At 36.3% G+C, this 23,982-nt stretch carries 24 protein-coding genes; 6 read left to right on the forward strand and 18 right to left on the reverse strand.

Annotated elements, in window-relative coordinates; translation table 11 throughout:
• Nucleotide 1 precedes the first annotated feature (1 nt).
• From ACFYKX_RS24190 to cyoE, 7 genes are all read right to left on the reverse strand, one after another.
• The gene (locus tag ACFYKX_RS24190; RefSeq protein WP_389364405.1) at nt 2-469 is read right to left on the reverse strand and encodes a DUF420 domain-containing protein; all 468 of its coding nucleotides are present in this window, start codon (nt 467-469) and stop codon (nt 2-4) included.
• Between the two features lie 430 nt (nt 470-899).
• The gene (gene ctaG / locus ACFYKX_RS24195; RefSeq protein WP_389364407.1) at nt 900-1,805 is read right to left on the reverse strand and encodes a cytochrome c oxidase assembly factor CtaG; all 906 of its coding nucleotides are present in this window, start codon (nt 1,803-1,805) and stop codon (nt 900-902) included.
• A 157-nt stretch (nt 1,806-1,962) separates the two neighbouring features.
• Entirely contained in the window at nt 1,963-2,298 is a 336-nt protein-coding gene (gene ctaF / locus ACFYKX_RS24200) for a cytochrome c oxidase subunit IVB (protein WP_389364409.1), read from the reverse strand.
• A gap of 4 nt (nt 2,299-2,302) precedes the next feature.
• Nucleotides 2,303-2,932, reverse strand: coding sequence for a cytochrome (ubi)quinol oxidase subunit III (locus tag ACFYKX_RS24205; protein WP_389364411.1), 630 nt, complete (start codon nt 2,930-2,932; stop codon nt 2,303-2,305).
• Nucleotides 2,932-4,800: a cytochrome c oxidase subunit I gene (gene ctaD, locus ACFYKX_RS24210; RefSeq protein WP_389364413.1), complete on the reverse strand. Its 1,869-nt coding sequence runs from the start codon at nt 4,798-4,800 to the stop codon at nt 2,932-2,934. Before ctaD ends, ACFYKX_RS24205 begins: the two co-directional genes overlap by 1 nt.
• A gap of 31 nt (nt 4,801-4,831) precedes the next feature.
• The gene (gene coxB, locus ACFYKX_RS24215) at nt 4,832-5,902 is read right to left on the reverse strand and encodes a cytochrome c oxidase subunit II (RefSeq protein ID WP_389364417.1); all 1,071 of its coding nucleotides are present in this window, start codon (nt 5,900-5,902) and stop codon (nt 4,832-4,834) included.
• Between the two features lie 110 nt (nt 5,903-6,012).
• Nucleotides 6,013-6,948: a heme o synthase gene (gene cyoE / locus ACFYKX_RS24220; RefSeq protein ID WP_389364419.1), complete on the reverse strand. Its 936-nt coding sequence runs from the start codon at nt 6,946-6,948 to the stop codon at nt 6,013-6,015.
• A gap of 719 nt (nt 6,949-7,667) precedes the next feature.
• Here cyoE and ACFYKX_RS24225 point away from each other — a divergent pair.
• Nucleotides 7,668-8,594 (forward strand): COX15/CtaA family protein, encoded by a 927-nt coding sequence (locus ACFYKX_RS24225; protein WP_389364502.1) that lies wholly within the window; start codon nt 7,668-7,670, stop codon nt 8,592-8,594.
• Nucleotides 8,595-8,654: 60 nt separating this feature from the next.
• On the opposite strand, the gene pyc is transcribed toward ACFYKX_RS24225, so the two are convergent.
• The 4 genes from pyc to glsA all read right to left on the reverse strand — a co-directional run bounded on the left by pyc (nt 8,655) and on the right by glsA (nt 15,294).
• Nucleotides 8,655-12,095, reverse strand: coding sequence for a pyruvate carboxylase (gene pyc, locus ACFYKX_RS24230; RefSeq protein WP_389364421.1), 3,441 nt, complete (start codon nt 12,093-12,095; stop codon nt 8,655-8,657).
• A gap of 178 nt (nt 12,096-12,273) precedes the next feature.
• Nucleotides 12,274-13,482, reverse strand: coding sequence for an FtsW/RodA/SpoVE family cell cycle protein (locus ACFYKX_RS24235; RefSeq protein ID WP_389364423.1), 1,209 nt, complete (start codon nt 13,480-13,482; stop codon nt 12,274-12,276).
• 406 nt (nt 13,483-13,888) lie between these two features.
• Nucleotides 13,889-14,170 carry a YlaN family protein gene (locus ACFYKX_RS24240; RefSeq protein WP_389364504.1) on the reverse strand — a complete coding sequence of 94 codons (282 nt, stop codon included), beginning with the start codon at nt 14,168-14,170 and terminating at the stop codon, nt 13,889-13,891.
• A 194-nt stretch (nt 14,171-14,364) separates the two neighbouring features.
• Nucleotides 14,365-15,294 carry a glutaminase A gene (gene glsA / locus ACFYKX_RS24245; RefSeq protein WP_389364425.1) on the reverse strand — a complete coding sequence of 310 codons (930 nt, stop codon included), beginning with the start codon at nt 15,292-15,294 and terminating at the stop codon, nt 14,365-14,367.
• 214 nt (nt 15,295-15,508) lie between these two features.
• Between glsA and ACFYKX_RS24250 the strand changes: the two genes are divergently transcribed.
• Complete coding sequence (locus tag ACFYKX_RS24250; RefSeq protein WP_389364426.1) at nt 15,509-16,006, forward strand: peptidyl-prolyl cis-trans isomerase; 498 nt, start codon at nt 15,509-15,511, stop codon at nt 16,004-16,006.
• A gap of 66 nt (nt 16,007-16,072) precedes the next feature.
• Here the strand turns inward: ACFYKX_RS24250 and ACFYKX_RS24255 are convergent, their stop codons facing one another.
• Nucleotides 16,073-17,401: a PhoH family protein gene (locus ACFYKX_RS24255; protein WP_389364428.1), complete on the reverse strand. Its 1,329-nt coding sequence runs from the start codon at nt 17,399-17,401 to the stop codon at nt 16,073-16,075.
• A 230-nt stretch (nt 17,402-17,631) separates the two neighbouring features.
• On the opposite strand from ACFYKX_RS24255, the gene ACFYKX_RS24260 reads away from it, so the two are divergent.
• Nucleotides 17,632-18,234, forward strand: a complete 603-nt coding sequence (locus tag ACFYKX_RS24260) for a YhcN/YlaJ family sporulation lipoprotein (protein ID WP_389364430.1) — start codon at nt 17,632-17,634, stop codon at nt 18,232-18,234.
• 36 nt (nt 18,235-18,270) lie between these two features.
• On the opposite strand, the gene ACFYKX_RS24265 is transcribed toward ACFYKX_RS24260, so the two are convergent.
• Entirely contained in the window at nt 18,271-18,726 is a 456-nt protein-coding gene (locus tag ACFYKX_RS24265; protein ID WP_389364432.1) for a pyridoxamine 5'-phosphate oxidase family protein, read from the reverse strand.
• A gap of 272 nt (nt 18,727-18,998) precedes the next feature.
• On the opposite strand from ACFYKX_RS24265, the gene ACFYKX_RS24270 reads away from it, so the two are divergent.
• Nucleotides 18,999-19,199: a YlaI family protein gene (locus tag ACFYKX_RS24270; protein WP_389364434.1), complete on the forward strand. Its 201-nt coding sequence runs from the start codon at nt 18,999-19,001 to the stop codon at nt 19,197-19,199.
• Nucleotides 19,193-19,642: a hypothetical protein gene (locus ACFYKX_RS24275; RefSeq protein WP_389364436.1), complete on the forward strand. Its 450-nt coding sequence runs from the start codon at nt 19,193-19,195 to the stop codon at nt 19,640-19,642. Before ACFYKX_RS24270 ends, ACFYKX_RS24275 begins: the two co-directional genes overlap by 7 nt.
• A gap of 17 nt (nt 19,643-19,659) precedes the next feature.
• On the opposite strand, the gene ACFYKX_RS24280 is transcribed toward ACFYKX_RS24275, so the two are convergent.
• From ACFYKX_RS24280 to typA, 3 genes are read right to left on the reverse strand one after another with little or no spacing between them, the layout of a single operon-like run.
• On the reverse strand, nt 19,660-19,950 hold the full coding sequence (locus ACFYKX_RS24280) for a hypothetical protein (RefSeq protein WP_389364438.1): 291 nt from the start codon (nt 19,948-19,950) through the stop codon (nt 19,660-19,662).
• Nucleotides 19,950-20,270: a YlaH-like family protein gene (locus ACFYKX_RS24285; protein WP_389364440.1), complete on the reverse strand. Its 321-nt coding sequence runs from the start codon at nt 20,268-20,270 to the stop codon at nt 19,950-19,952. The genes ACFYKX_RS24280 and ACFYKX_RS24285 overlap by 1 nt, the downstream gene beginning before the upstream one ends.
• A gap of 20 nt (nt 20,271-20,290) precedes the next feature.
• Nucleotides 20,291-22,129, reverse strand: coding sequence for a translational GTPase TypA (gene typA, locus ACFYKX_RS24290; protein ID WP_389364441.1), 1,839 nt, complete (start codon nt 22,127-22,129; stop codon nt 20,291-20,293).
• Between the two features lie 294 nt (nt 22,130-22,423).
• Between typA and ACFYKX_RS24295 the strand changes: the two genes are divergently transcribed.
• Nucleotides 22,424-22,609, forward strand: a complete 186-nt coding sequence (locus ACFYKX_RS24295; RefSeq protein WP_389364443.1) for a YlaF family protein — start codon at nt 22,424-22,426, stop codon at nt 22,607-22,609.
• Between the two features lie 56 nt (nt 22,610-22,665).
• Here the strand turns inward: ACFYKX_RS24295 and ACFYKX_RS24300 are convergent, their stop codons facing one another.
• Complete coding sequence (locus ACFYKX_RS24300) at nt 22,666-23,133, reverse strand: GNAT family N-acetyltransferase (protein WP_389364445.1); 468 nt, start codon at nt 23,131-23,133, stop codon at nt 22,666-22,668.
• Nucleotides 23,120-23,917 carry an inositol monophosphatase family protein gene (locus ACFYKX_RS24305; RefSeq protein ID WP_389364447.1) on the reverse strand — a complete coding sequence of 266 codons (798 nt, stop codon included), beginning with the start codon at nt 23,915-23,917 and terminating at the stop codon, nt 23,120-23,122. Before ACFYKX_RS24305 ends, ACFYKX_RS24300 begins: the two co-directional genes overlap by 14 nt.
• Nucleotides 23,918-23,982: the final 65 nt, after the last annotated feature.

The raw sequence follows: 23,982 nt of genomic DNA on the forward strand, positions 1-23,982 counted from the left end.
ATTAAAATCCTAATATTGCCTTAATAACTGAAGTTGTCTCTCCGCCATGATAGAACACATACAGTAATAGATACACCGCTACTCCCGTGATGGCTGTACAAAACCAAACGATACTTGTAATTGGTCCAAGCTTTCTATGTCTAGCTAAGTTATTCTTATAACCAGTAATAAGAGATGTAATCCCTAGTACGGCTCCGACGGTAGCTAGAGTAATGTGGAAAATTAGAAATATAGTATAGTATATTTTAATATCATCAGGTCCACCGAATGCTGTATTCCCAATAAAAATGGTTCTTGAAGCATAGATGATAAAAAAGATTATCGCAAATATCGCTGCTAAGGACATTGTTTTTTTATGTCCTTCTAAATTCCGTTTACTAATTTGTACCCATCCGATTGCCACCGTAATGGCACTCAATACAATAAAAGTTGTGCTAATAGTAGGTAGTATTGGTAGTGAATATTCCATAATGTCTTCCTCTCTCTGCATTATTCATTGAACGAACATACTGGATCTTTGCACTAGGTCCCTTAGCACAATATCTCCATTTTAGCTAACAAAGTTAATTTTAGTAGAGAAATGTCTTTTTTTCAATAAACAATATAGACGTTTTATCAAAGTTACTTATTTAGACAATATTTAGCCTATAATTGTGAAATTAATCATAGTAATTATTGAAATCAAGAGATTATTGAGTATAGATCTCTTCGAAAGCGTTGTTTCTAAGGCAAATATAATATGCATTAAACGAATTCTAGTAGCGTTATCTTATATTTCTAGAAAAGATCCAGAGGCCACGTACAATCCGCGTAAGAAACACTATACATAAAAATCCCTGCAGAAACAGGTTCATGTATGTAAAAAAATAAACACCGTCAAAAAACGGTGCTTACTATGACTATTCAGCAAGTTGAGGATTTAAATCTTTATCTCTAATCGTTTCCTCTTCTTTTTGTTCTTTTCGGTACCAAGTAAAGAATATTTGAGCTAATACATAGCCATAAACGATTTCTTGAATTACTTTCATTAATACTCCACCAAGCTGTTGGTCATGTAGAAGCGACATAGAATTAAACATTTCAGGTCCACTTAAGCTAAGACTCGATAAAATAGTAGGTGAAACACAGAGCTCCATAGCCTCCATCCAAGCACGAGGATCTGAGTATGTTGCATACATTGGTACATCTGCAAATATAATTAAGGCACAAGCTGGGGTTAATAAGATACCGTCCGCAAAGATGTAACCAACCTTTTTAACACCACTTAGTGTTTCATACTCATCTAATTGGTTTACTAGCGGCCACCACATGAATATAGCTAACCCAAAAAGAATCGTTGTGTAGATTGCATGTAACCACATATCCGTTTTTATAACATCAAACACATCTGGTATATGATAGATAGAGAAGACACCATTAAATAAGATTAATGCAATAAGTGGATGCGTAAAGAATTTAAAAGCAGACTTTATTGCTTTATATGAAAGTATCTTTCGCCAGATCCACTGTGGAATTCCTACTACAATCATAGGAGGAATAACTAGATAGAGTATAGCCATTTGAGTCATATGAGCATAAAACATAATATGGCCCATTAAATCTAGAGGCGAGCCCTTAACTACATACAGTAGAATAATTGCTAAGGTAAAGATAATTCCCTGTTTCCTAGTTATAGGTTCACTACCCTTAAATTTATCTCTAATTTTGACTGTAACCAAAAAATAACCTAAGACTAATAGTGACAGAATAAAAAAGAACATAGGGCTCCATAGTGCATTAAAACCAAATATATCAAGTGATAACATATTAAAATCACCTCTTTAGAAGTAAAAAAAGCACACTCTATTATTATACCCTTATCCGAACGTATTCACAACGGAAGTACACTTTCCTTTATTTCACAAAATTAATAGCTTATATAGAAAAAGAAAATCGGCTTCTAAAAGCCGATTTTCGCAAATTTTATATCCAAACAATTGTTACAAACGCCAAGACTGTAATTAATCCAATTAATAATCCAGAGTATAAGAACAACGCTGGTGCTTCATGACCCTTATGGCTCATATGCATAAAATAATATAATTGGAAAATTACTTGGACACAAGCTAGAAGAAGAATGAATGGAGCGATAAACCATCCAGAAAATCCATCATATCCAACTGCTACGAAAGCAACTAATGTAAGAAAAATCATTAAAGAGAAGGATATGATTTGAAATCTCATTTCTTCTGCGCTTTTTTTACGACGATATTCAATGTCTACTCTTGGGTTACCTGAATTCGTTTGTTGACTCGCCATCAGTTTATCCCACCATTCCCATTAAATATACTACTGTGAAGATAAATACCCAAACAACGTCGATAAAGTGCCAGTATAAGCTTGCTACATAGAACTTAGGTGCGTTGTAAAGATTTAATCCTCGTTTTGCATTTCTAACCATTAGTGTAACAATCCAAAGAAGACCAAACGCAACGTGAGCTCCGTGGAAGCCAACTAATGTATAAAACGCAGACCCAAATGCACTACTTGTAAAAGTATGACCATAATGGTGTACATAATGATAGAACTCATAGATTTCAAGCATTAAGAACGCAAATCCAAGAAGGACTGTTAGGCCCAACCATAATTGCATTTTCTTAAAATTAAAGTTCTTCATATGGTACATTGCATATACACTTGTTAAAGAACTAGTCAGAAGTAGCATTGTCGCTACGAAAACTATCGGTAACTCAAACAAATCTTTAGCTAATGCATGGTCTGCACTTGGAACTTTATCTTTTAAGGCCAGGTATGTTGCAAAGAGAGAAGCGAAAAGGACTGTCTCTCCTCCTAAGAATAACCAGAAGCCTAAAAATTTATTTTTCCCTTCGAGGGTTTGTTGTTCAGGCGACGCAGGCCAAGTTTCTAAAGTATATTTTTCTTCAGCTGCCATTATGCCTTACCCCCCTTATCATCATCATCAAGAAGATCTTCTTTATGGATATGGAACCCATGATCATCCTTAATAGAGCGAACAAACATAGAAGCAAGTGTAACTAACATACCAATGACTAATACTGGAAGGCCCCAAGCATAGTCAGCACGATACATTGCACCAAATGCTGCAATAAATAGACCTACTGAAATCATAAATGGAATGAATGAAGGATTTGGCATATGGATATCACCAATTGGTTCTGCAGGTGTCATGCCCTTCTTACCTTCCATTTTTTCTAACCAATAAGCGTCTAAACCACGAACAAGTGGAAGTTGCTTAAAGTTATAGAACGGTGTTGGAGATGGTAGTGACCATTCAAGTGTACGACCGTCACCCCATGGATCAGTCCCAACCTTAACATTTTTCACGCTAGTGATAATTACGTTATAAAGAAGAATAAGTGTTGCAATCGCCATAAAGAATGCACCAACGGTACTAATCAAATTACCAGTCTCTAACCCTTGACCAGGTAGGAAGGTAAAGATACGACGTTGCATACCCATTAATCCTAAGAAATGCTGGATAAAGAACGTTAAGTGGAATCCAATTAAGAATAACCAGAACGTAATTTTACCTAACGTTTCATTTAACATTGTTCCAAACATAATTGGCCAATAGAAGTGAGTTGCAGCTAAAAGACCAAATACTACCCCACCAACGATAACATAGTGGAAATGCGCTACAACGAAGTAAGTGTCATGGAACTGATAGTCAGCCGAAGCTGCTGCATTCATAATACCTGTTACTCCACCCGCAACGAATGATGGAATGAAAGCAACTGCATAAAGCATTGGGGTAGTGAATTGAATGCTTCCGCCCCACATAGTGAATAACCAGTTGAAGATCTTGATACCTGTTGGTACCGCAATTGCCATTGTCGCTACAGCAAAGATAGCATTTGCGATTGGACCTAAACCAGTTGTAAACATATGGTGAGCCCAAACCATGAATCCTAAGAAACCGATTAATACAGTTGCAAATACCATTGAAGAGTAACCGAATAAACGTTTTCTTGAGAATGTTGCAAAAACTTCTGAGAATACACCGAAAGCCGGTAATACTAAGATATATACCTCTGGGTGTCCGAAGATCCAGAATAAATGCTCCCAAATAATTGTGTTACCACCGTTTGCTACATCAAAGAAGTTTGAACCGAATAAACGGTCAAAAATCATTAAGAATAGACCAACAGTAAGTGGAGGGAATGCAAATAGTATTAGTGCAGAAGCAACGAAAGTTGACCAAGTAAATAATGGCATACGCATGTAAGTCATACCTGGTGCACGCATATTAATAATCGTTACTAAGAAGTTAATACCCCCGATTAATGTACCAGCACCCGAAATCTGTAAACCTAGTGCATAGAAATCAATACCGTGACCTTCAGATGCTAAAGAAAGTGAAGCATAAGAAGTCCAACCAGCATCAGGAGCTCCTCCTAAGAACCAAGAAAGATTTAAGAATACTCCTCCAAAGAAGAATAACCAAAATCCTAATGAGTTTAAGAACGGGAAAGCAACGTCACGCGCACCAATTTGTAAAGGTACGACTGCGTTCATAAAAGCAAATATTAAAGGCATTGCTGCCAAGAAAATCATCGTTGTACCGTGCATGGTTAGTATTTCATTATATAGACCAGCACTTACAAAGTCATTGTTAGGTACGGCTAGCTGGATACGGATAAACATTGCTTCAAGTCCACCCACGATAAAGAAAAATCCACCAGCTATTAAGTAAAGGATAGCTATCTTTTTATGGTCTACTGTAGTTAAGTAGTCCCAAATCGTAGCGCCGAACCCTTTTTTCTGAGCATAGGTACTCACAATTCTACCTCCCTTTCAAAGTAATCCCCTATTAATCTTGAACTTTTAAGTTCATTAAGTACTCCGTTAAAGCATCAAGCTCTTCTTCAGACAAGTCAGCATACGTACCAGTCATTGTGTTTCCTGGCTTATATGTTTCAGGGTCTCTTAACCAATTTTTAAGCGATTCTTCGTCATGTTCTAAAACCCCAGCAATACGAGCACGTTCTCCAAAGTTTGTTAAGTTAGGAGCTAAACGAGCAGCCTCTGGAGCTGAATTAGCAGGTGTAACAGCGTGACAGCCGATACAGCTGTTGTTAAAGATTTCTTGACCTTGTTGAGCTAAAGGTGTTTCTGCTTGGGCAGGTTCTGCAACAGCCTGCATATCAGTCACCCATTGATCAAAATCTGCACGAGAAACTGCTTTTACTTTGAAGTCCATTAAACCGTGAGAAGGTCCACAAAGCTCAGCACATTTTCCATAGAATAGGTTACCAGCTTCTTCAGCTTTTTCCGGATCAAATTCTAACCAGAATTGATTTACCCCATCTGTATTCGTGTCGATTTTACCACCAGCTGCAGGAATCCAGAAAGAGTGCTTTACATCAGAAGCTTTTACATTGAAGTAAACTCTTTCATCAGTTGGAACTACAAGCTCTTGTCCAGTAACGATTTTTTGGTCAGGATACTCAAACTCCCACCAATAAAGATTAGCACGAACGTTGACAACTAGTACTTCTCTTTCACCTTCTTCATTCAGTTCTTCCATAGGTGAAACATCTGCAAGTTCAAATGTAGATGTTACCGTAGGAACAGCAAGAATTAGAAGTAAAATGATCGGAATAACCGTCCAGATGATTTCTAATTTGTGACTTCCCTCAACTTGTTTAGGAATCTTCTCGTCTTTACGACGGAACTTGAAGATCACAATTAAGAAAATCAGTGTTACTACGACAATAACTCCCACCATTATCGCCGTACTTAACAGCATTAAATCATATTGCATTTTAGCAACTTCGCCGGCAGGTCTTAACGTTGATAAAAACGGTTCACCACATCCGGAGAGAATCAGCGTCATGATTGCAAGAACTGAAAACAGACGCCATTTCGCAAGCCTTTTCATAGCTTAATCAAACCCCTCTTTCGTGAAATATTTCTTTGAATTGTTTGATCGTAAAAATTTATAGATAAATCCCCTTTACCAAATTGTAAAGAAAGAATTTCCTAACATAATTAAATAAATGTGACTAATACCATAGCTACAAACATAATAGTCAGATATTGTAATGAGTATACAAACATTAATTTCGCCCATTTCAAATCGTCTTTCATTTTACTATGTCTTAAACCAAGTAGTAACCACCCAATGTTTAGAGCTGTAGCAAGAATGAGGAAAGGTATTCCTAACGAAGTGAGTAAAAGTGGAAGCGGTAACAATGCAATAACCCACAAAACTATATGCTTTTTTGTTGTTTGAAACCCTTTTACTACAGGAAGCATTGGAATCCCAGCTGCTCTGTACTCTTCCACTCTTCTCATTGCTAGAGCGTAAAAGTGTGGAGGCTGCCAGGCAAACATAATAAGGAATAAACTCCACGCCATTAGGTCCAAGTTTCCATCTACTGCAGCCCATCCAATAAGTGGTGGAACCGCACCTGAAATACTACCAACAATTGTATTAGAAACATGACGGCGTTTTGACCACATAGTATATACTACAACATAGCTAAAAACACCAATAAGACCCATTATTGCTGCTGTAACAGTAGTTAATAAGAGCAATAGCGTTCCTAGTGCCACAAGTAAAAGTCCTAATATTACAACCTTCGTAGGATGGGCTTTTCCAGTAACAGTTGGTCTATCCTTAGTTCTTTCCATTAAATGGTCAATATCCCTATCATAGAAGTTATTTAAAGTAGCTGATCCAGCTATGATTAAGGAAGATCCAATTAATGTGTAAAGAACGATATCAAGATTATTAATAAAACCTTTATTGGTAAAATGAAGCGCTAGCCACAAACCAGTAAAAGTTGTAATTAAATTAGAATTAACAATACCAATTTTAATTAGAGCTAAGAAATCCTTCCATGCATTTGCTTTTGGTATATCTGCATGAAGGCTTCCTTCACTATCAATAGCAGCTTCAGTAAAAGCCCTCGAGTTAGCCATAGTTGCTTCTCCTCCTTTATCCCTATCACAAACACAACAAAAAGACACTACAACAACTACTATAAAACATTATCTGTCACAATGCTATATTCGCGACGAAAAACGAGGGGACAATATCCAAAAAGTAAGAAAAATAGTTTTCACTATCAATAATGTAATAATATTGTTAAATATTTGTGCAGAAAAATAACTAATCCTCCTGTATATTAAATCACACTTTTAACCGTTTTTGTGAACTTTTTTTGAAATATTTTTGAATAATTTGTGTCGATAACGTAATTAAATCGGTTAAATGTTATTTTTCTACCATAACAATTGCTAATCAGTTAACATATTTAATAAGGATCCATGTGAATTATAATTTACAGCATTCATCTCAAAAATCAATTGTTCACTGGATACATGTATAAATAATACCCCTATATATTTCTAGCAAACTCACAGCTTAGATGCAACACTTTTTAATATAACGACTGTGGTAAATATTTATTAGTATTGTAAAATTGCATATTATTGTGTACTATCGAAAAAGTGGATTAAAAAAGGTTAATTTCTGTTCTTTTTTTAAAAAATCAGATATGATTATACCGCATAATTTATTTATGTTTCAAATGTATTATAACTCTCTACTTATATTTGACAAAAAATAAAGTTCCTAATGAAGAAGGTGATTTCTTTTGCGACTCCTTAAATGGTTTGCCGTTCTTACAACTATAGGCATGCTTCTTATACTATTGGGTGGAGCTCTCGTAACGAAAACCGAATCTGGAATGGGATGCGGGCGCTCTTGGCCATTATGTAATGGTGAGTTAATCCCAACAAACATTACTGCCGAGCTAGTTATTGAGTTAGCCCATAGACTCGTTTCAGGAAGCGTCGGAATAATGGTATTGGTCCTTTCGATCTGGTCTTGGAGGAAAATAGGTCATATACGTGAAACTAAATTTCTTTCACTGCTTTCGTTCTTTTTTCTTGTTCTCCAAGGTCTAATCGGTGCTGCAGCAGTTATTTGGGGACAATCAGACTTTGTTCTTGCGGCTCATTTCGGAATATCTCTTATCTCATTTGCAGCTGTTTTTCTTTTAACACTTCTTATCTTCGAAGTGGACAAGAAGTTTGAAGCGGAAAAACTAGTAATCGATAAAAGAATGCAGTCTCATATTTTTGGTGTTACCTTATACAGCTTCGTCGTTGTATACACTGGTGCTTTAGTTAGACACGTTGACGCAAGTTTAGTATGCCGAGATTGGCCATTTTGTATTAATACAGCTATTGGATTGCCCGATAACTTTTACGAGTGGGTGCAAATGGGGCACCGATTAGCGGCAGGCCTGATATTTATATGGATTGGCTATATCACTTTTTTAGCCATTAAAAATTATAAACACCAAAAAGTCGTCTACTGGGGATGGATTGTTGCTTTTACACTTGTATCATGCCAAGTAGTTACCGGTGCACTAGTGGTACTAACAAGATTAAATTTATTTATAGCACTTTCACATGCATTCTTTATTTCTTGTCTGTTTGGTGTGTTAAGCTACTTCATATTATTAACCTCCAGAAGCAAAAAGAATGCTATTGCGTTAAATCAAGAGAAAAAACAAGCTGTTAAAGATGTTCCAATCCCACCTGTTACAGCACAATAATTCATAAAAAAAGTTGCAGCTAATGCTGCAACTTTTTTATTTCAACCTTATTTTATAATTCTATTTAGATAGTTCAATTAGTAAATCCCCAGTTTGAATTGCTTCACCATTTGTTACATAAATATCCTTAACCACTCCAGAGAAAGGTGCTTGAACAGTTGTCTCCATCTTCATAGCTTCGGTGATCATAAGATGATCTCCTCGTTCTACCTTCTCACCTTTTTCCACTAGTACTTTAATGACCGTACCAGGCATGGAAGCAGCAATATGAGTTTCATTCTTCGGATCTGCCTTTACCTTAGAAGCAACCGTAGATTTAATGCTCTCATCCTTTATAACAACTTCACGAGGTTGGCCATTCAATTCAAAGTAAACCACTCTTGTTCCATCTGCTTGTGGTTGACCAATTGAAACTAGTTTAACAATTAGTGTTTTCCCTGTTTCAATTTCAATTTCAACCTCTTCACCGAGTCTTAATCCATACAAGAATGTTGGTGTATCTAAAACTGAAATATCTCCAAAAAGTTCTACTGTATTTGTATATTCCTTAAAAACTTTAGGATATAAAGCATAAGCAATAACTTCAAAACTCGTAACAGGTCGCCCTAATTCTTTAAACAATTCCTCTTTAATGGCTTCAAAATTAACATCCTCTAAAAGCTCTCCAGGTCGAACGGTTATAGGTTCCTTCCCTTTTAAGATTGCCTTTTGTAATTCAGCAGGGAATCCACCATGAGGCTGCCCTAAATAACCTTCAAAGAGTTCTACTACAGAATCAGGGAAATCTAGATTTTGACCTCTAGTAATAACATCTTCTTCTGTTAACTGGTTTTGAACCATATAAAGAGCCATATCCCCTACTACTTTTGAGGATGGCGTTACCTTCACGATATCTCCAAACATCTGATTAACACGGGCATACATATCTTTTACTTTATCCCACTGATCACCCAAGCCAACCGCTTTCGCCTGTTGCTGAAGGTTACTATATTGACCTCCAGGCATTTCATGCTGGTACACCTCTGTGTGAGGGGACATCATCCCACTTTCAAAGTCCTGGTAGTACTTTCTTACATCTTCCCAATAGTGCGACAGCTGTTCTAGAGCTTGAATATCTGTTGAAGGTCTACGCTCCGTACCTTCAAGAGCATAATACAGTGTATTTGCACTTGGCTGTGACGTTAAGCCCGCCATCGAGCTTAGCGCTACATCGACAATATCAACCCCCGCCTCAATTGCCTTTGCGTATGTGTAAATCCCATTTCCACTTGTATCATGAGTATGAAGGTGAATAGGAATTTCAATCGTTTCTTTTAGCTCAGATACGAGTGCATATGCAGCTTGAGGCTTAAGTAAACCAGCCATATCCTTAATTGCTAAAATATGAGCCCCTTGTTGCTCTAATTCCTTAGCAAGCATTTTATAATAATCTAGATCATACTTTTTACGCGTTGGATCTAAGATATCACCTGTATAGCAAATTGCTGCTTGAGCGATTTTACCAGTATTCCTAACTGCATCAATCGCTACTTCCATCCCTTTTACCCAGTTCAGACTGTCAAATATTCTAAATACATCTATTCCAGCGTATGCAGATTTTTCAACAAACTCACGAATAACATTATCCGGATAGTTCTTATAACCAACTGCATTAGAAGCTCTTAGAAGCATCTGGAATAGTACATTTGGAATTTGCTTTCTTAAAGTCAATAGTCGATCCCATGGATCTTCTTTTAAGAAACGGTATGCAACGTCGAACGTTGCTCCACCCCACATCTCATATGAGAACATGTCAGGTAATAGTTTTGCGGTTGGTTCAGCAATGTGCTTAATATCAATTGTTCTTACGCGTGTAGCAAGTAATGATTGGTGTGCATCACGGAAGGTTGTATCTGTTAACAGGACTTGCTTTTGATCCTTAATCCACTTTACTAGACCATCAGCACCTTGCTCATCAAGAATTTGTTTTGTACCACGCTCTGCTTTTAAAGAACTACTAACCTTTGGAATACGTGGTTCGTCAAAGACAGGTCTCTTTTTCTTTTCAATACCAGGAAAACCGTTAACCGTAACGTTCCCAATATAAGATAGCATTTTAGTCCCACGGTCTTTACTTACTGGGAATAAGAAAAGCTCCGGTGTTGTATCAATAAAAGAAGTATCATACTGGCCATTGATGAAGCTTTCGTGCTTCACTACATTTTCCAAAAACGGAATATTCGTTTTGATTCCACGAATACGAAACTCTCGTAAATTCCTAACCATTTTTGAAGCTGCTTGTTCAAATGTTAGTGCCCATGTAGAAAGTTTTACGAGTAATGAATCATAGTAAGGCGTAATAACGGCCCCTTGGAATCCGTTTCCTGCATCTAGACGTACACCAAAACCACCGCCAGAGCGATAAACCATAATCTTACCAGTGTCTGGCATGAAGTTGTTTAAAGGATCCTCAGTTGTAACACGAGACTGAATGGCGAATCCGTGAGTTTTAATATCTTCTTGTTTTGGTACTCCAATCTCTTTTGAATGTAGTCCATGTCCTTCAGCTACTAAAATCTGTGTTTGTACAATGTCCACACCGGTTACCATTTCGGTAATCGTGTGCTCTACCTGTACACGAGGATTTACTTCTATAAAGTAGAACTCATTGTTTGCAACTAGGAATTCAACAGTACCTGCATTAATATAATTTACATTTTTCATTAACCTAACAGCTGCTTCACAGATCGCTTCCCTTAGGTCATCCGAAACCGATACACTGGGAGCTACTTCAACTACCTTTTGATGACGACGCTGAACGGAGCAGTCTCTTTCATATAAGTGAATAATATTTCCTAGATGATCACCAAAGATTTGTACTTCAATATGTTTTGGTTTTTCTATAAATTTCTCTACATATACTTCATCATTTCCGAAAGCAGCTTTCGCTTCAGATTTAGCTCTTGTATAAGATTCTTTTAATTCTTCGAGGCTTCTAACAATTCTCATTCCACGGCCACCGCCGCCTAATGAAGCTTTGATGATGATCGGGAATCCGTACTTTTTCCCAAAGCTTACAGCGTCCTCTAGTCCTTCTATTGGACCATCGCTACCAGGAATAACAGGAATCTCAGCTAATTGTGCCTGTGTTCTCGCTTTAACTTTATCTCCAAACATATCGAGGTGCCTTGAGTTTGGACCAATAAAAATGATTCCTTCTTCTTCACATCTTCGAGCGAAGTTTATATTCTCAGATAAAAATCCATAGCCTGGATGAATGGCATCAACATCACTATTTTTAGCAATCTCGATAATTCCCTCAATGTCTAAGTATGCATCGATAGGCTTCTTACCCTCACCTACTAAGTATGCTTCATCGGCTTTATAACGGTGGTATGCACCAGAGTCTTCTTTAGAGTATACAGCTACTGTTCGAATATTTAGTTCCGTACATGCACGGAATACACGAATAGCGATTTCTCCTCTGTTAGCTACTAACACTTTGTTGATTTGTCTGCTCAAAAGAAACACCTCATCTAATATGTATTTTATTGTTTTTTGCACCGTTTATAATAGCTTTACTATTTCCAAAGGTTGACCAATATTACGATGCCAAAGAGTAAAATAAATGCATAAAGTTTATTAAGAAAATTCACTCTTTTTATATTGGATAAAAAGCGCTAGAACAAGTGTCCCGCGCCTATTTGCGAAAATAAAAAGGATTTTCTGAAAGATTTTCACTTTGTACAGCTTTGGTTTCTGGCTTCTTATTTTTATACTTGTTCTCATAGTTTACAAACATCGAAACATTCACAAGTATCCCCATTGCAATAGATAACTGAATGAGTGAAGAACCACCATAACTGACAAAGGGAAGCGGAACCCCTGTTAAAGGAATAATCCCTGAAATTCCACCTAAATTTATAAAACTTTGTATACCAATCATGCTTGAAATCCCTATTGCTAGTAAACTACCAAATGGATCTTTTCCTTTTAGACCTATTAAAATACCTTTTAGAACAATATATCCTAGGGCTAATAAAACAAAGCTTACGCCGAATATCCCCAACTCTTCGGCTATTACCGCCATAATAAAATCTGTATGTGATTCAGGCAGATAGCCTAGTTTTTGGACACTCTGTCCCAGTCCTAACCCTTCAATACCACCTGAACCCATGGCTAAGTATGAATTAACCAAGTGGTACCCAGTGGTTTGTTCAACAGAGAATGGATCAGCAAATGCTTCAAATCTTCCTAATCGAACTTTGGACAGCACTTTATCCTTTAGAATTAAGATAATTGGAATGGATAAAATCAGTCCTAAAATCCCTAATCGGAATATATTTTTCAGGTTCATTCCCGATGAGATAATAATGGTTCCTGCAATCAATACAATGATTGCTGCAGTACCATAGTCCGGTTGTAACGCAATTAAAAAACACACAAGAATTAAATATAATAGAGGGGGTACTACACCTTTATTAAATTCGTTTATGTATGACTGTTTTTTTGCATATACAGCAGACAAATAGATGATCAAACTCACCTTTACAAATTCTGAAGGTTGAATGCTAATTGGCCCTATCTTAAACCAGCTTTGCGCATTCCCTGCAACATGACCAAACACAAGAATAGCTCCTAACACGAACAACGATAAAAATACCATTGGAACGAGTATCTTGTTGCTCAACATTAGCTTGTATGGAAAAACCGCAAAGAATAAAAATACAAGTGAGGCACCGATAATATGTAGCTTTTGTCTATCGTAAAAATAATCACTTTCCACGCCATATCTTTGAATCGCAGTAACCATACTAGCACTGTAAATCATAATCAATCCAAAAATCGTTAATAATGCTACGACGAGTATCAATGAAAAATCATACGATTTAATAATTTTTTTTACCATTCAACCTCTTCCTCATCTTCTAGTTGTATTACTTATTCTACTATAGTATTAAATGTCCTGCATCAAAGAGAAGAAAAGTTAACGTGTAAAATATGGATGGGATGAAAGTGATATACCCATTATGACATACTAATCAATAAATGTGTTATACAAATTTTACGAATAGGTGAAATTTTTTATAATAAACGAACATGGATAATGGATACAGGGGAAGTTTTTTAAATCATATTACCTTTTAAAGGCTCTTTTCCTATACTTTGTTGCTATTTTAATACTACACTTTTAAACGGAGTATGGTGCATTGAGTCAGCGTTGGTGACCATATACGAATAGCAACAATATATGCGAAAACAGCCTTATAAAAAAACTCAAACATTCTTTTAAGATGTTTGAGTTTTTTAATTTTTTATTTTTTTTGTGAAGCATCATGAAGAGCAGAAAGTTCTCTTTCTAGCTTCTCTAAAATAGCTTTTCCTTCATTCTCCTCAATTAATCCAAGGCGAACGGCGAAATCTATCTCTCGAGATAACCCAAACATTTGAGTGTCCAACACTTCTTCATATAATGGACATTGAGGCATAGTTAAGTTATCCATCTGCACTTTTATAAGCTTCAATATCTTATCAGCGTCAGCCTTTAACAAGGCATTTGCTTTTTCACGATGATCCAGTACTGTTTCAGACGCCAACATTGATCCCCCCGTTTCCGAGCGATTATCTATCTTTAAATTTTATACGGAAGTATGAAAAAAAGCAAGAAATATACCAGTTTACAGTTTTCCCACAAAATATTCCGTATAAATTTCCCCTATGTTTATTCTAATATGAAAAACAACTTATTTATAGTAAAAACTTTATGGAATTTAACTAGTAATTTTTTCAGCTAGAATATACTAAAGTCATATTCATTTGCTAAACTTTGAAGAAGTTTCAACCCTGCTATGCTATTCCCTTTCTCATCAAGAGCAGGGCCAAATATACCAATCCCATATTTCTCTGGTACAACAGCCATAATACCGCCAGAAACACCGCTCTTTGCTGGTATTCCTACTTTCATGGCAAATTCACCAGATGCATCATACATCCCACAAGTCACCATAAAGGTTTTGCATATACGGGCAATATCTTTTGGGATTATTGTTTCTCCGGTGTCCGGATCTTGACCATTTAACGCAAATACCGCACCAATTCTCGCTAAATCAAAACAATTCATCTCAATGGAGCATTGTCTAGTATATAACTCCATCAATTCCTCTATATCCCCCTCAATAATTCCATGCTGCTTCATAAAGTAACACAAGGCTCTATTTAGATGTGCTGTTTCATATTCAGATTGTGCAACTTCCTTATCGTAATCAACCTCGGCATCACTTGCTAGTTTTTGAACAAAAATAATCAGTTTGTCCCACTTATCTTCTAAATCATATCCTGGGATCATGTTTGTAACAGCGAGTGCCCCTGCATTAATCATTGGATTTAGGGGCTTAGAGGGAATGGACGTTTCAAGCTTCGAAATGGAGTTAAACGGGTCTCCTGTTGGCTCCATCCCAACCTTCTCGAAAACATAATCTTTTCCTCGTTCCATTAATACTAAAGCTAGAGAAAGAACCTTTGATATACTTTGGAGTGTAAATTTCTTTTGATAGTCACCCGCATATAAGCACTCTTTCTTTATATCATATAGAGCAATTGATAAATCTTCTCCATTTACTTTACCTAGGGCAGGTATATAATCCGCAACTTTCCCATGTTTTGTAAGGCTTCGCACTTGTGCAACGAGTTCTTCTAAGTGTTCATTTGTTTCGCACTTCATTCTTGGTACCCCTTTTTGTTTTTTTGTTAGTTTGAATGATAATGAACCATTTCATCCTTTATAGGGTACGAAAAATGACATTTAATCTGTTTATCGGTATACTTTTATAGTACTCAACCTTTTAAAGAAGTAAGGAGTAGGAATACCATACTCCCAAATGCTTTCGAATGATGCTCCTTAGTGACATAAGGTGTAAAAACATAGGAGGACCATGATGGAAAATATTATTTCAATTAAGGGAAAAGTGAAGTTTCCCATTACTTTAGATCCTGGTGTTTGGATATTTGATGATCGTAAGGTAGATTTAAACACTTATTTTGATTCAATTCCAACTTCAAAGGATGAGCTTGAGGATTATAAAAAGGCAATTTCAGCACACTGGGATAGAGAGATTATGGAGGGAGCTGTTTATCCTCCTACTCTTAAAACAGAGAAAAAATTTGAAAAAGAAAAAGTACTTACAGGAACCTTTGGTATTCCACTAAAGCCTTTTCTAAAAAATGCTGAGATACAAGAAGATGCCAAGGTCTTAGTCATTGAAACTGCTAATGATGAAATCAAATTGTCATTCGATAAAGCCAATGAACTAATACTGGGGTTTTCAAATGAAGGAAAGCCTCTAAGAGACGATGGTCCAATTTATGTTTTTTACGGGAATGGGTCTAATCGAGATAACCCAATTAAAGCAGTAAAGGCCTTTAGGATAGACTAAAATGGAACAAGGGGCTAACTAAGCCCCTTTTTTTGTTAGGTCAAATGATAACCACTCATTTTCGCTTTAGAGAATATCTGCTGCTAATTGAGCAAGCCCAGAGCGCTCTCCCTTGAATAATTTAACATGTCCAGAAATTTGTTGGTTTTTAAACTTCTCCACTACATATGTGAGGCCATTATTATAAGCATCTAGATATGGATGATCAATTTGTTCAGGATCTCCCATGAGGACAATCTTGCTTCTTTCTCCTACACGGGTTAAGATCGTTTTGACTTCATGTTTTGTTAGGTTTTGCGCCTCATCAATAATGATAAATTGATCTGGAATACTTCTTCCCCTAATATAGGTTAAAGCCTCAACTTCAATAGATCCCATACCAGCTAATATAGCATCTAGTTCCCCGGGCTTCTTAACATTAAATAGATATTCTAGGTTATCATATATCGGCTGCATCCACGGTCTAAGCTTTTCCTCTTTTTCACCAGGCAAAAATCCTAAATCCTTTCCAACAGGTACAATCGGTCTTGCAACCAGGAGCTTTTTGTATTCCCCATAATCCTCTGTCTGCATTAATCCAGATGCCAACGCAAGGAGTGTCTTTCCGGTCCCAGCTTTCCCAATTAGTGTTACCAGCGGAAGATCCTTTCGTAGGAGAAGCTCAATGGCCATGGTTTGTTGAACATTCCTTGGCCTTATTCCCCATATATGGTCGTGATCAAAGACAAGCTTCTTAACATGGATACCCTTATGGTCCACCATTCCCACTGCTGATGATGAAGAGCCTAGCGAGTCTCTCATAATTAAAAACTGATTTGGATAAAAATTAAGGTTGGATATTTCAGATAATCTTAGTTCTCCTTTTTCGTAAAAGAGATTTAGTGCATCAATACTTACATATAGCTCCATACTACCAGTGTATATATGGTCATTTTCAATTACACGATCACTTAGAAAATCTTCGGAGTGTAATCCAATCGCATCAGCCTTAACTCGAACTAATGCATCTTTACTAACTAGAGTCACTCGTCGTCCATCATCTTTTGTTTCTTCTTCAAGAGATAAATTTTTTGCAACAGCAAGGATTCTATTGTCATTCGTTTTTTCAACAAAAATATCTTGTAATTGATGAAATGATCGGTGATTTAATTCAATTCTTAGGGCACCACCATTTTCAAGAGGGATTTTTTCGTGAAGTTTTCCAGTTTGCCTAAGACTGTCAATTAGCCTGGAAACTTGTCTGGCGTTTCTACCTATTTCGTCCATATACCGCTTTTTAGAATCAACTTCCTCTAGTACTACTGCTGGAATTACTACTTCATTATCTTCAAAGGAAAATATCGAATATGGGTCTTGTAATAAGACGTTGGTATCTAACACGTATATTTTACTCAATACTATGCCTCCTGCTCCTTTTGGGTCTTTATTTATGTTTGCTACCGTAGGACGGATAGAGCTTTTGTAAAATATATGATTTCTCGAATAAAGATAGAAGAAATTTTGCACAATAATCGATAATGAATCCTTTAAAAGGTTAATTTTTTGTGATTTTTTCCCTATAGAAAAGATTGCAAGGAGAATTTTTACAGAATAATGAAAGTGAATACTAGTCGGAGGTGAAGCTAGTGAAAAAGGTTTTGCTCTTAACTTTAATGGCTATGACCATATTATCTGGTTGTGGTACAAATAATGAGGCACAAAACGAAAAACAAGAGGAACCACACACGATTAATGTTAAAGAAAGTACGATACAAAATGTTGATCGGTACTCAGGACAAGAAATCTCAAAACATCTAGTAGAGCTTGCAACGAGTTTACCTAATGTAAATGATGCGACTGCCGTTGTTCTAGGTAGATATGCTATTGTGGGGATTGATGTAAATGAAAAGCTTGACCGATCAAAAGTAGGATCAATCAAGTACTCTGTGGCTGAGAGCTTAAAAAAAGATCCACATGGGGCTAATGCTGTTGTCATTGCAGATCCAGATATGACAGCAAGACTTAGAGAAATTGGTGAAGATATTGAAAATGGCAAGCCTATTCGGGGGATAATGAATGAACTTGCAGCCATTTCTGGAAGATTGATGCCTGAAATACCGGCTGACATTATTGAACCTGACCCAGAAAATTCATTTGAAGATCCTAAAAACAAACTGAATAATAAAGAAGAAAAACAGTTTGAAGAACATCGTGAAGAACAATCTAAACATCATCTAAATCAAAATTAAAAATTGTATTAAAACATAAAAAGCTTAGTCCAGGGACTAAGCTTTTCTCATTGCCTCCATCACTTGATTATCAAGACGTGCTGCCGCATCTTTATCGTATGTTTTATCATATTCTGGCTCAACAGTTATCTTAGAACCATAAAACATAACATCTCTAACTTCACTAATTTTGATTTCGACTAGAGCGAGCTTTAGAGGTACTTCTTCTAGTTTTTCAACTTTAACCGCAGCTTCTCCAGCGATGGAATATGTAGATTCATTAGCAATTATATTAACAACTACTTTATTGTTATTTTGAATGTTTTGAATAATTCTTGAGCGATTATCAACAGCAAAGTATACTGTCTCCTCATCTTTTGCAAGAATCCATGAAATAGCACTTACATTTGGTCCATTTGTTTCAAAGTCAACTGTTGAAAGTGTTACAAAACGCTCTTTCTGTAATTGGTCATATAATGGTTTAATTAATTTTGGTTCAACTTGGTTTGCCATCCATATACCTCCTTTTTTCACTATAACCATATTACTACTATTCCTTTATTACAACAAATTAAACACTCTCAAAAGGAGTGATTTTTTTCGATTCTTATAAAAATTTATGTAATCCCTATAATTTGTTTATGAAAAGGGTTAATTCAATTAACAGAGCCTTTTATAAAATGATATAGTATAATTACAATGAATTAACATGATGATTCAACAAAAGCTGTTTTTGATATAAAAATCTTATAAAAAATATAGAAAAGATATTAAGAGGTGTACTTATGCGAGTAAAATGTGTAATATGCGATAAAATTGAATCTATTCAGGATGAGTCTTTTCAAGCAAAGCGACTTCGTAACCGTCCTATTCATACTTATATGTGTAAACCTTGTGAGACGAGGATTACAGAGCGAACCAACGAGAGAATAGCTACAGGGAACTTTAACCTTTATCGTTCACGTAGCGTAGAGGATGAATGGTAAGTCGTATACTTAATGCTACAGTCATCGGAATCATTTCTGGAATCGTCCTTGGTGCAGTTCTAAAAGTGATAGAAGAACAAACAACAAAAAAGGTCTACACACTATTATTGAATATTGATTTTATTCCTATATTAAATTCAATTCAGTTTGGTGAAATGGGTGAGTTTTTGTTTCACTTGCTGTTCTCGATTATATTGAGCTTTATCTATATGTCTTGGACGGAAAAATCTAGCCCAAACTCAGCCCTAGCCTACTTTGTAAAAGCTTCCATCGTCACATTTCCTACTATTTTATTGTACTTCCCATTAAGTTTTCTTGCTTTAAAAGAAGTCCCAGCCATCAATGATATACAATCCATTATGTTTTGGACTTTTGGACATTTCATGTATGTCATAGCCTTATCAGTTTTAGTGTATCTTCAACAGAAGAAACCCCGCTCATAGGTTGAGCGGGGTTTTTCCTATTCAGAAGGATAATTATGATACTTCTCAGGCTCATTGTTAATCTGGTTCAACATCACGTCAATCAATTCTTGTGGGAACCTGCTTGATTTTGATTCGCCATCTATTTTATAAGACACGTAGTACATAATCTCGTCTTTTGTTATTTCTATGTCTGCAAGCGCATGTTCTTCAGTTAATATTTCATAAAACATTTGTTCAGTTTCTACCGCAGCTGTATCATCCGGTCTAGCGTCACTGACAATTTTAATGGTTAACCAATTATAGAGTGCATCTTGTAAAGATTTCATTATTCTTTAACTTCCAAATCTTTGTTTTTTCGTTCCTGTTTAAGACGGACTTTATAGATAATTAATATCAAAGCAGCAATTGCTAACCCTTCTAATATAGGGAACCTATATGAGAACACTAGAAGAATAATACAACCTATAATAAGACAAGTATATACCACAATATTCTTTAAAATCGGTAGCTTTTTTGCAAAACCTAATCGGTATACGATGATGGTCAAAATAATAATGGAAATAAATTGTAACCATACACCTATCTGAACATCAGTAAGTTCAATAAAGAAACGTAAGCTCGGTGTAAATCCATTAAGTTCTTCCAAACTTCTCCTCTCCTTTAAACCTAGCTCATTTCAGCATATTTCTTTTTCTTAGCAATTCTGTCACGCTCATTCTTGTCTAGAATCTTTTTACGAAGACGAATGGATTCTGGAGTAACCTCACAGTATTCATCATCATTTAAATACTCTAAAGCTTCTTCTAAAGTCATGATTTTTGGCTTTTTCATCGTTGTTGTTTGGTCTTTGTTAGCAGAGCGGATATTCGTTGCTTGCTTAACCTTTGTAATATTTACTGTAATATCATTTTCACGGTTATGTTCGCCGACAATCATACCTTCGTAAATTTCAGTTCCAGGTTCAACGAAGATCACACCGCGGTCTTCAACGCCCATAATTCCATAAGTGGAAGCTTTACCTGTCTCCATAGATACAAGTACACCTTGGCGTCTTCCTCCAACTTGACCTTGAGCCATAGGCTGGTAGCTATCAAACGTATGGTTAATAATTCCGTATCCACGAGTTAACGTTAAGAACTCAGTTGTATACCCAATTAATCCACGTGCTGGAACCATAAAGATTAATCGAACTTGTCCAGTTCCATTGTTAATCATGTCTAACATTTCACCTTTACGAGCACCAATCGACTCCATTACAGCACCTGTGTGCTCTTCAGGGACATCAATTTGAACGCGCTCAACAGGCTCACATCGAACTCCATCAATTTCACGCACAATTACTTCTGGCTTCGATACTTGCAGCTCATATCCTTCACGACGCATGTTTTCAATAAGGATAGATAGGTGAAGTTCCCCACGCCCAGAAACAATCCAAGCATCCGGAGAGTCTGTATTTTCAACTCGTAAGCTCACATCTGTTTGAAGCTGAGCACGTAGTCTTTCCTCAATTTTCCTTGATGTAACATACTTTCCTTCTCTACCTGCAAATGGACTATTATTAACTACAAATGTCATTTGAAGTGTTGGCTCATCAATTCTTAATACAGGTAGCGCTTCTTGATGCTCAACAGGACAAACTGTTTCCCCAACATTGATATCTTCCATACCTGATACGGCAATTAAATCACCAGCGTATGCTTCTTGAATTTCTTGACGTTTTAGACCGAAGAAACCGAATATTTTAGTTACACGGAATTGTTTAACAGATCCATCTAACTTCATTAAGGCAACTTGTTGCCCAACTTTCATCGTTCCACGGAATACACGTCCAATTCCAATTCTTCCTACATAGTCATTGTAGTCAAGTAATGCTACTTGGAATTGTAACGGCTCTTCACGATTATCAACTGGCGATGGCATGTGCTCAACGATAGTATCGTATAGGCATTCCATGTTTTCGTCCTGTTTTTCTGGGTCTAGGCTTGCTGTACCATTAATGGCAGAAGCATAAACTACTGGGAATTCAAGTTGATCCTCATTTGCTTCTAATTCAATAAACAAGTCAAGAACCTCGTCAATAACTTCTGTTGGACGCGCAAAATCACGGTCTATTTTATTTACAACAACAATTGGTGTTAAGTTTTGCTCTAACGCTTTTTTCAGAACGAAACGTGTTTGAGGCATACATCCTTCATATGCATCAACTACTAGAAGTACACCATCAACCATCTTCATGATACGCTCTACTTCTCCACCGAAATCAGCGTGGCCTGGCGTATCAAGAATATTAATTCTTGTATCTTTATATTGGATCGCAGTATTCTTCGCCAATATGGTAATCCCACGTTCTCTTTCTAAATCATTGGAATCCATTGCACGCTCTTCGACATGCTCGTTTGTACGGAAAGTACCAGATTGCTTTAGTAATTGGTCCACGAGTGTTGTTTTACCATGGTCAACGTGGGCAATGATGGCGATATTACGAATATCTTCTCTTAATTTCAACTAATTTCACTCCTGCCTTTATTGTTCAATCAAATAGATTAGCTTTTTTTATCATAACTGAAACATTATAACATAATTGAAGTGGAAACCTAAAAGCTTTTTGTGTAAAATAGTAATCATATTCATTTTTTATTGCTTTTTTGTCATTTGAGTTTTGGATGATGATTACTTTTTATACTTCCTAGCTAAACGAACTAAGCTTTTTCTAAATAGTTTCTACATTATTTATAAAAAATCTCCCTAAGTTTGTTTGGTATTATAGAACTAAGTAAACACCTAAAGGATGTTGATTATATGAAACAAATTAAATGGCCATTATTATTTTTTGCATTTGCATCAGCAGCATGCATGATTTGGACAGGTATTGCTATTGGATTTCGCAGCCCCCTTGGAACCATTGCATCATTAATCGCTCTAGTCATCGTAATGGGCTTTGGGTTTAAGACAAAGAAAAAAATGCGTGAGAACGGGGAACTATAAGCAAGTAAAAAAGATTGGCTTGTGCCAATCTTTTTTACTTGTTACCGATGTTTATTTTATAGAGGATAAATCATAATCATATATGAGTAATCCTCACTTTTTTCCACCTTTAGTTGTTCAAAGCCACATTTTGAAAGAAAGTCCATCCATTCTGATTGATGTATCGGAACCCCTGCAAAAACCACATTGTTCCCTAACTCTTTACATTCCTTACATATACCTTGGATGATTCCTCTACCTATGTCTGTTCTTCTAAATTCTTTGGTCACCAAAACTGTACCTATCCATGGTTTCCCATTAGATGGGGCTTTGTCGAGATGAAAGGAGATGGCGACTGTTTCACCTTCCCTCTCCCATACCCTCCATTTTCCCTTTAATTGAGCATAACTTTCGACAAAACTGGTAATGTCTTGATAATTTATAAGTTCTTCTTTCTTCCATTCCGGACTTTCATCAGCAAGCTTCTTTAAAAAAACTAAATCATTAAATTCCATTTTTCGAGATTGTACTTTACCATTTTCCATCTCGCAAATATTCCTTTAAAACTACATCATGAAAACCAGGCTTACTAATAAATACTGAATTTTGATTTAAAAAATCGATTGGTTCTCCTTTTAGTGTTGATGCGACACCACCCACTTCTTCTACAAGGATAATTCCAGCTGCAAAGTCCCATGGCGATAATCTTAAAGTAATATAGGCATCTAGCCTTCCTGATGCTACATAAGCCATTTCTATTGCAGCTGATCCATATGACCTTGTTCCACGTACATCTCTTACTAGAGAGGCTAAGATAGTAGGATCTATTCTTCTATTAGCCGTTACCCAAGTGGAATTTAGTCCTATTACAGCTTCCGAGACAGGCACACTACTTAATTTTCTTAGTGGGCGTTCATTAAGAAAAGCTCCCTCTCCCTTAATTGCATGATAGAGCTCATCATGAACAACATCATAAATTAAACCAATTTTTCCAACACCATTTTCATAAATACCGATAGAAATGGCAAAGTTACGTTTTTGATGAACAAAATTCATCGTTCCATCGATAGGGTCTATGATCCAAACAACCCCTGTTAGCTCATTGAGTTCATCTCCAAATCCTTCTTCACCTAGAATTTTATGATCTGGAAACTTTTCATTAATTTTTGAAATAAAAAATTTCTCCGTTGCTTTATCGATGTCTGTCACTAAGTCGTTGGCATTAGACTTTGTTTCAATATGTAATGTTTTTTCGAACGAATTGTTTATTCGATCCCCCGCTTCTTTAATCCATAGCTTTGCAGATTTATCAATTTCTTCCCAATTCATTTAGATCAACTTCCTTTGTAGTCTCTAGTAGCCTAAAGATTAGTTATAACTAGCTTAATTCAATG

Origin of the sequence: Cytobacillus spartinae (assembly GCF_042865285.1) — a bacterium.
Taxonomy (GTDB): domain Bacteria; phylum Bacillota; class Bacilli; order Bacillales; family Cytobacillaceae; genus Robertmurraya_A; species Robertmurraya_A spartinae.

Coding starts and splice junctions, on each gene's coding strand:
- ACFYKX_RS24190 (WP_389364405.1), bottom strand. CDS start 469: ATGGAATATTCACTACCAATACTACCTACTATTAGCACAACTTTTATT.
- ctaG (WP_389364407.1), bottom strand. CDS start 1,805: ATGTTATCACTTGATATATTTGGTTTTAATGCACTATGGAGCCCTATG.
- ctaF (WP_389364409.1), bottom strand. CDS start 2,298: ATGGCGAGTCAACAAACGAATTCAGGTAACCCAAGAGTAGACATTGAA.
- ACFYKX_RS24205 (WP_389364411.1), bottom strand. CDS start 2,932: ATGGCAGCTGAAGAAAAATATACTTTAGAAACTTGGCCTGCGTCGCCT.
- coxB (WP_389364417.1), bottom strand. CDS start 5,902: ATGAAAAGGCTTGCGAAATGGCGTCTGTTTTCAGTTCTTGCAATCATG.
- cyoE (WP_389364419.1), bottom strand. CDS start 6,948: ATGGCTAACTCGAGGGCTTTTACTGAAGCTGCTATTGATAGTGAAGGA.
- ACFYKX_RS24225 (WP_389364502.1), top strand. CDS start 7,668: ATGCTTCTTATACTATTGGGTGGAGCTCTCGTAACGAAAACCGAATCT.
- ACFYKX_RS24235 (WP_389364423.1), bottom strand. CDS start 13,482: ATGGTAAAAAAAATTATTAAATCGTATGATTTTTCATTGATACTCGTC.
- glsA (WP_389364425.1), bottom strand. CDS start 15,294: ATGAAGTGCGAAACAAATGAACACTTAGAAGAACTCGTTGCACAAGTG.
- ACFYKX_RS24250 (WP_389364426.1), top strand. CDS start 15,509: ATGGAAAATATTATTTCAATTAAGGGAAAAGTGAAGTTTCCCATTACT.
- ACFYKX_RS24265 (WP_389364432.1), bottom strand. CDS start 18,726: ATGGCAAACCAAGTTGAACCAAAATTAATTAAACCATTATATGACCAA.
- ACFYKX_RS24270 (WP_389364434.1), top strand. CDS start 18,999: ATGCGAGTAAAATGTGTAATATGCGATAAAATTGAATCTATTCAGGAT.
- ACFYKX_RS24275 (WP_389364436.1), top strand. CDS start 19,193: ATGGTAAGTCGTATACTTAATGCTACAGTCATCGGAATCATTTCTGGA.
- ACFYKX_RS24280 (WP_389364438.1), bottom strand. CDS start 19,950: ATGAAATCTTTACAAGATGCACTCTATAATTGGTTAACCATTAAAATT.
- ACFYKX_RS24295 (WP_389364443.1), top strand. CDS start 22,424: ATGAAACAAATTAAATGGCCATTATTATTTTTTGCATTTGCATCAGCA.
- ACFYKX_RS24300 (WP_389364445.1), bottom strand. CDS start 23,133: ATGGAAAATGGTAAAGTACAATCTCGAAAAATGGAATTTAATGATTTA.
- ACFYKX_RS24305 (WP_389364447.1), bottom strand. CDS start 23,917: ATGAATTGGGAAGAAATTGATAAATCTGCAAAGCTATGGATTAAAGAA.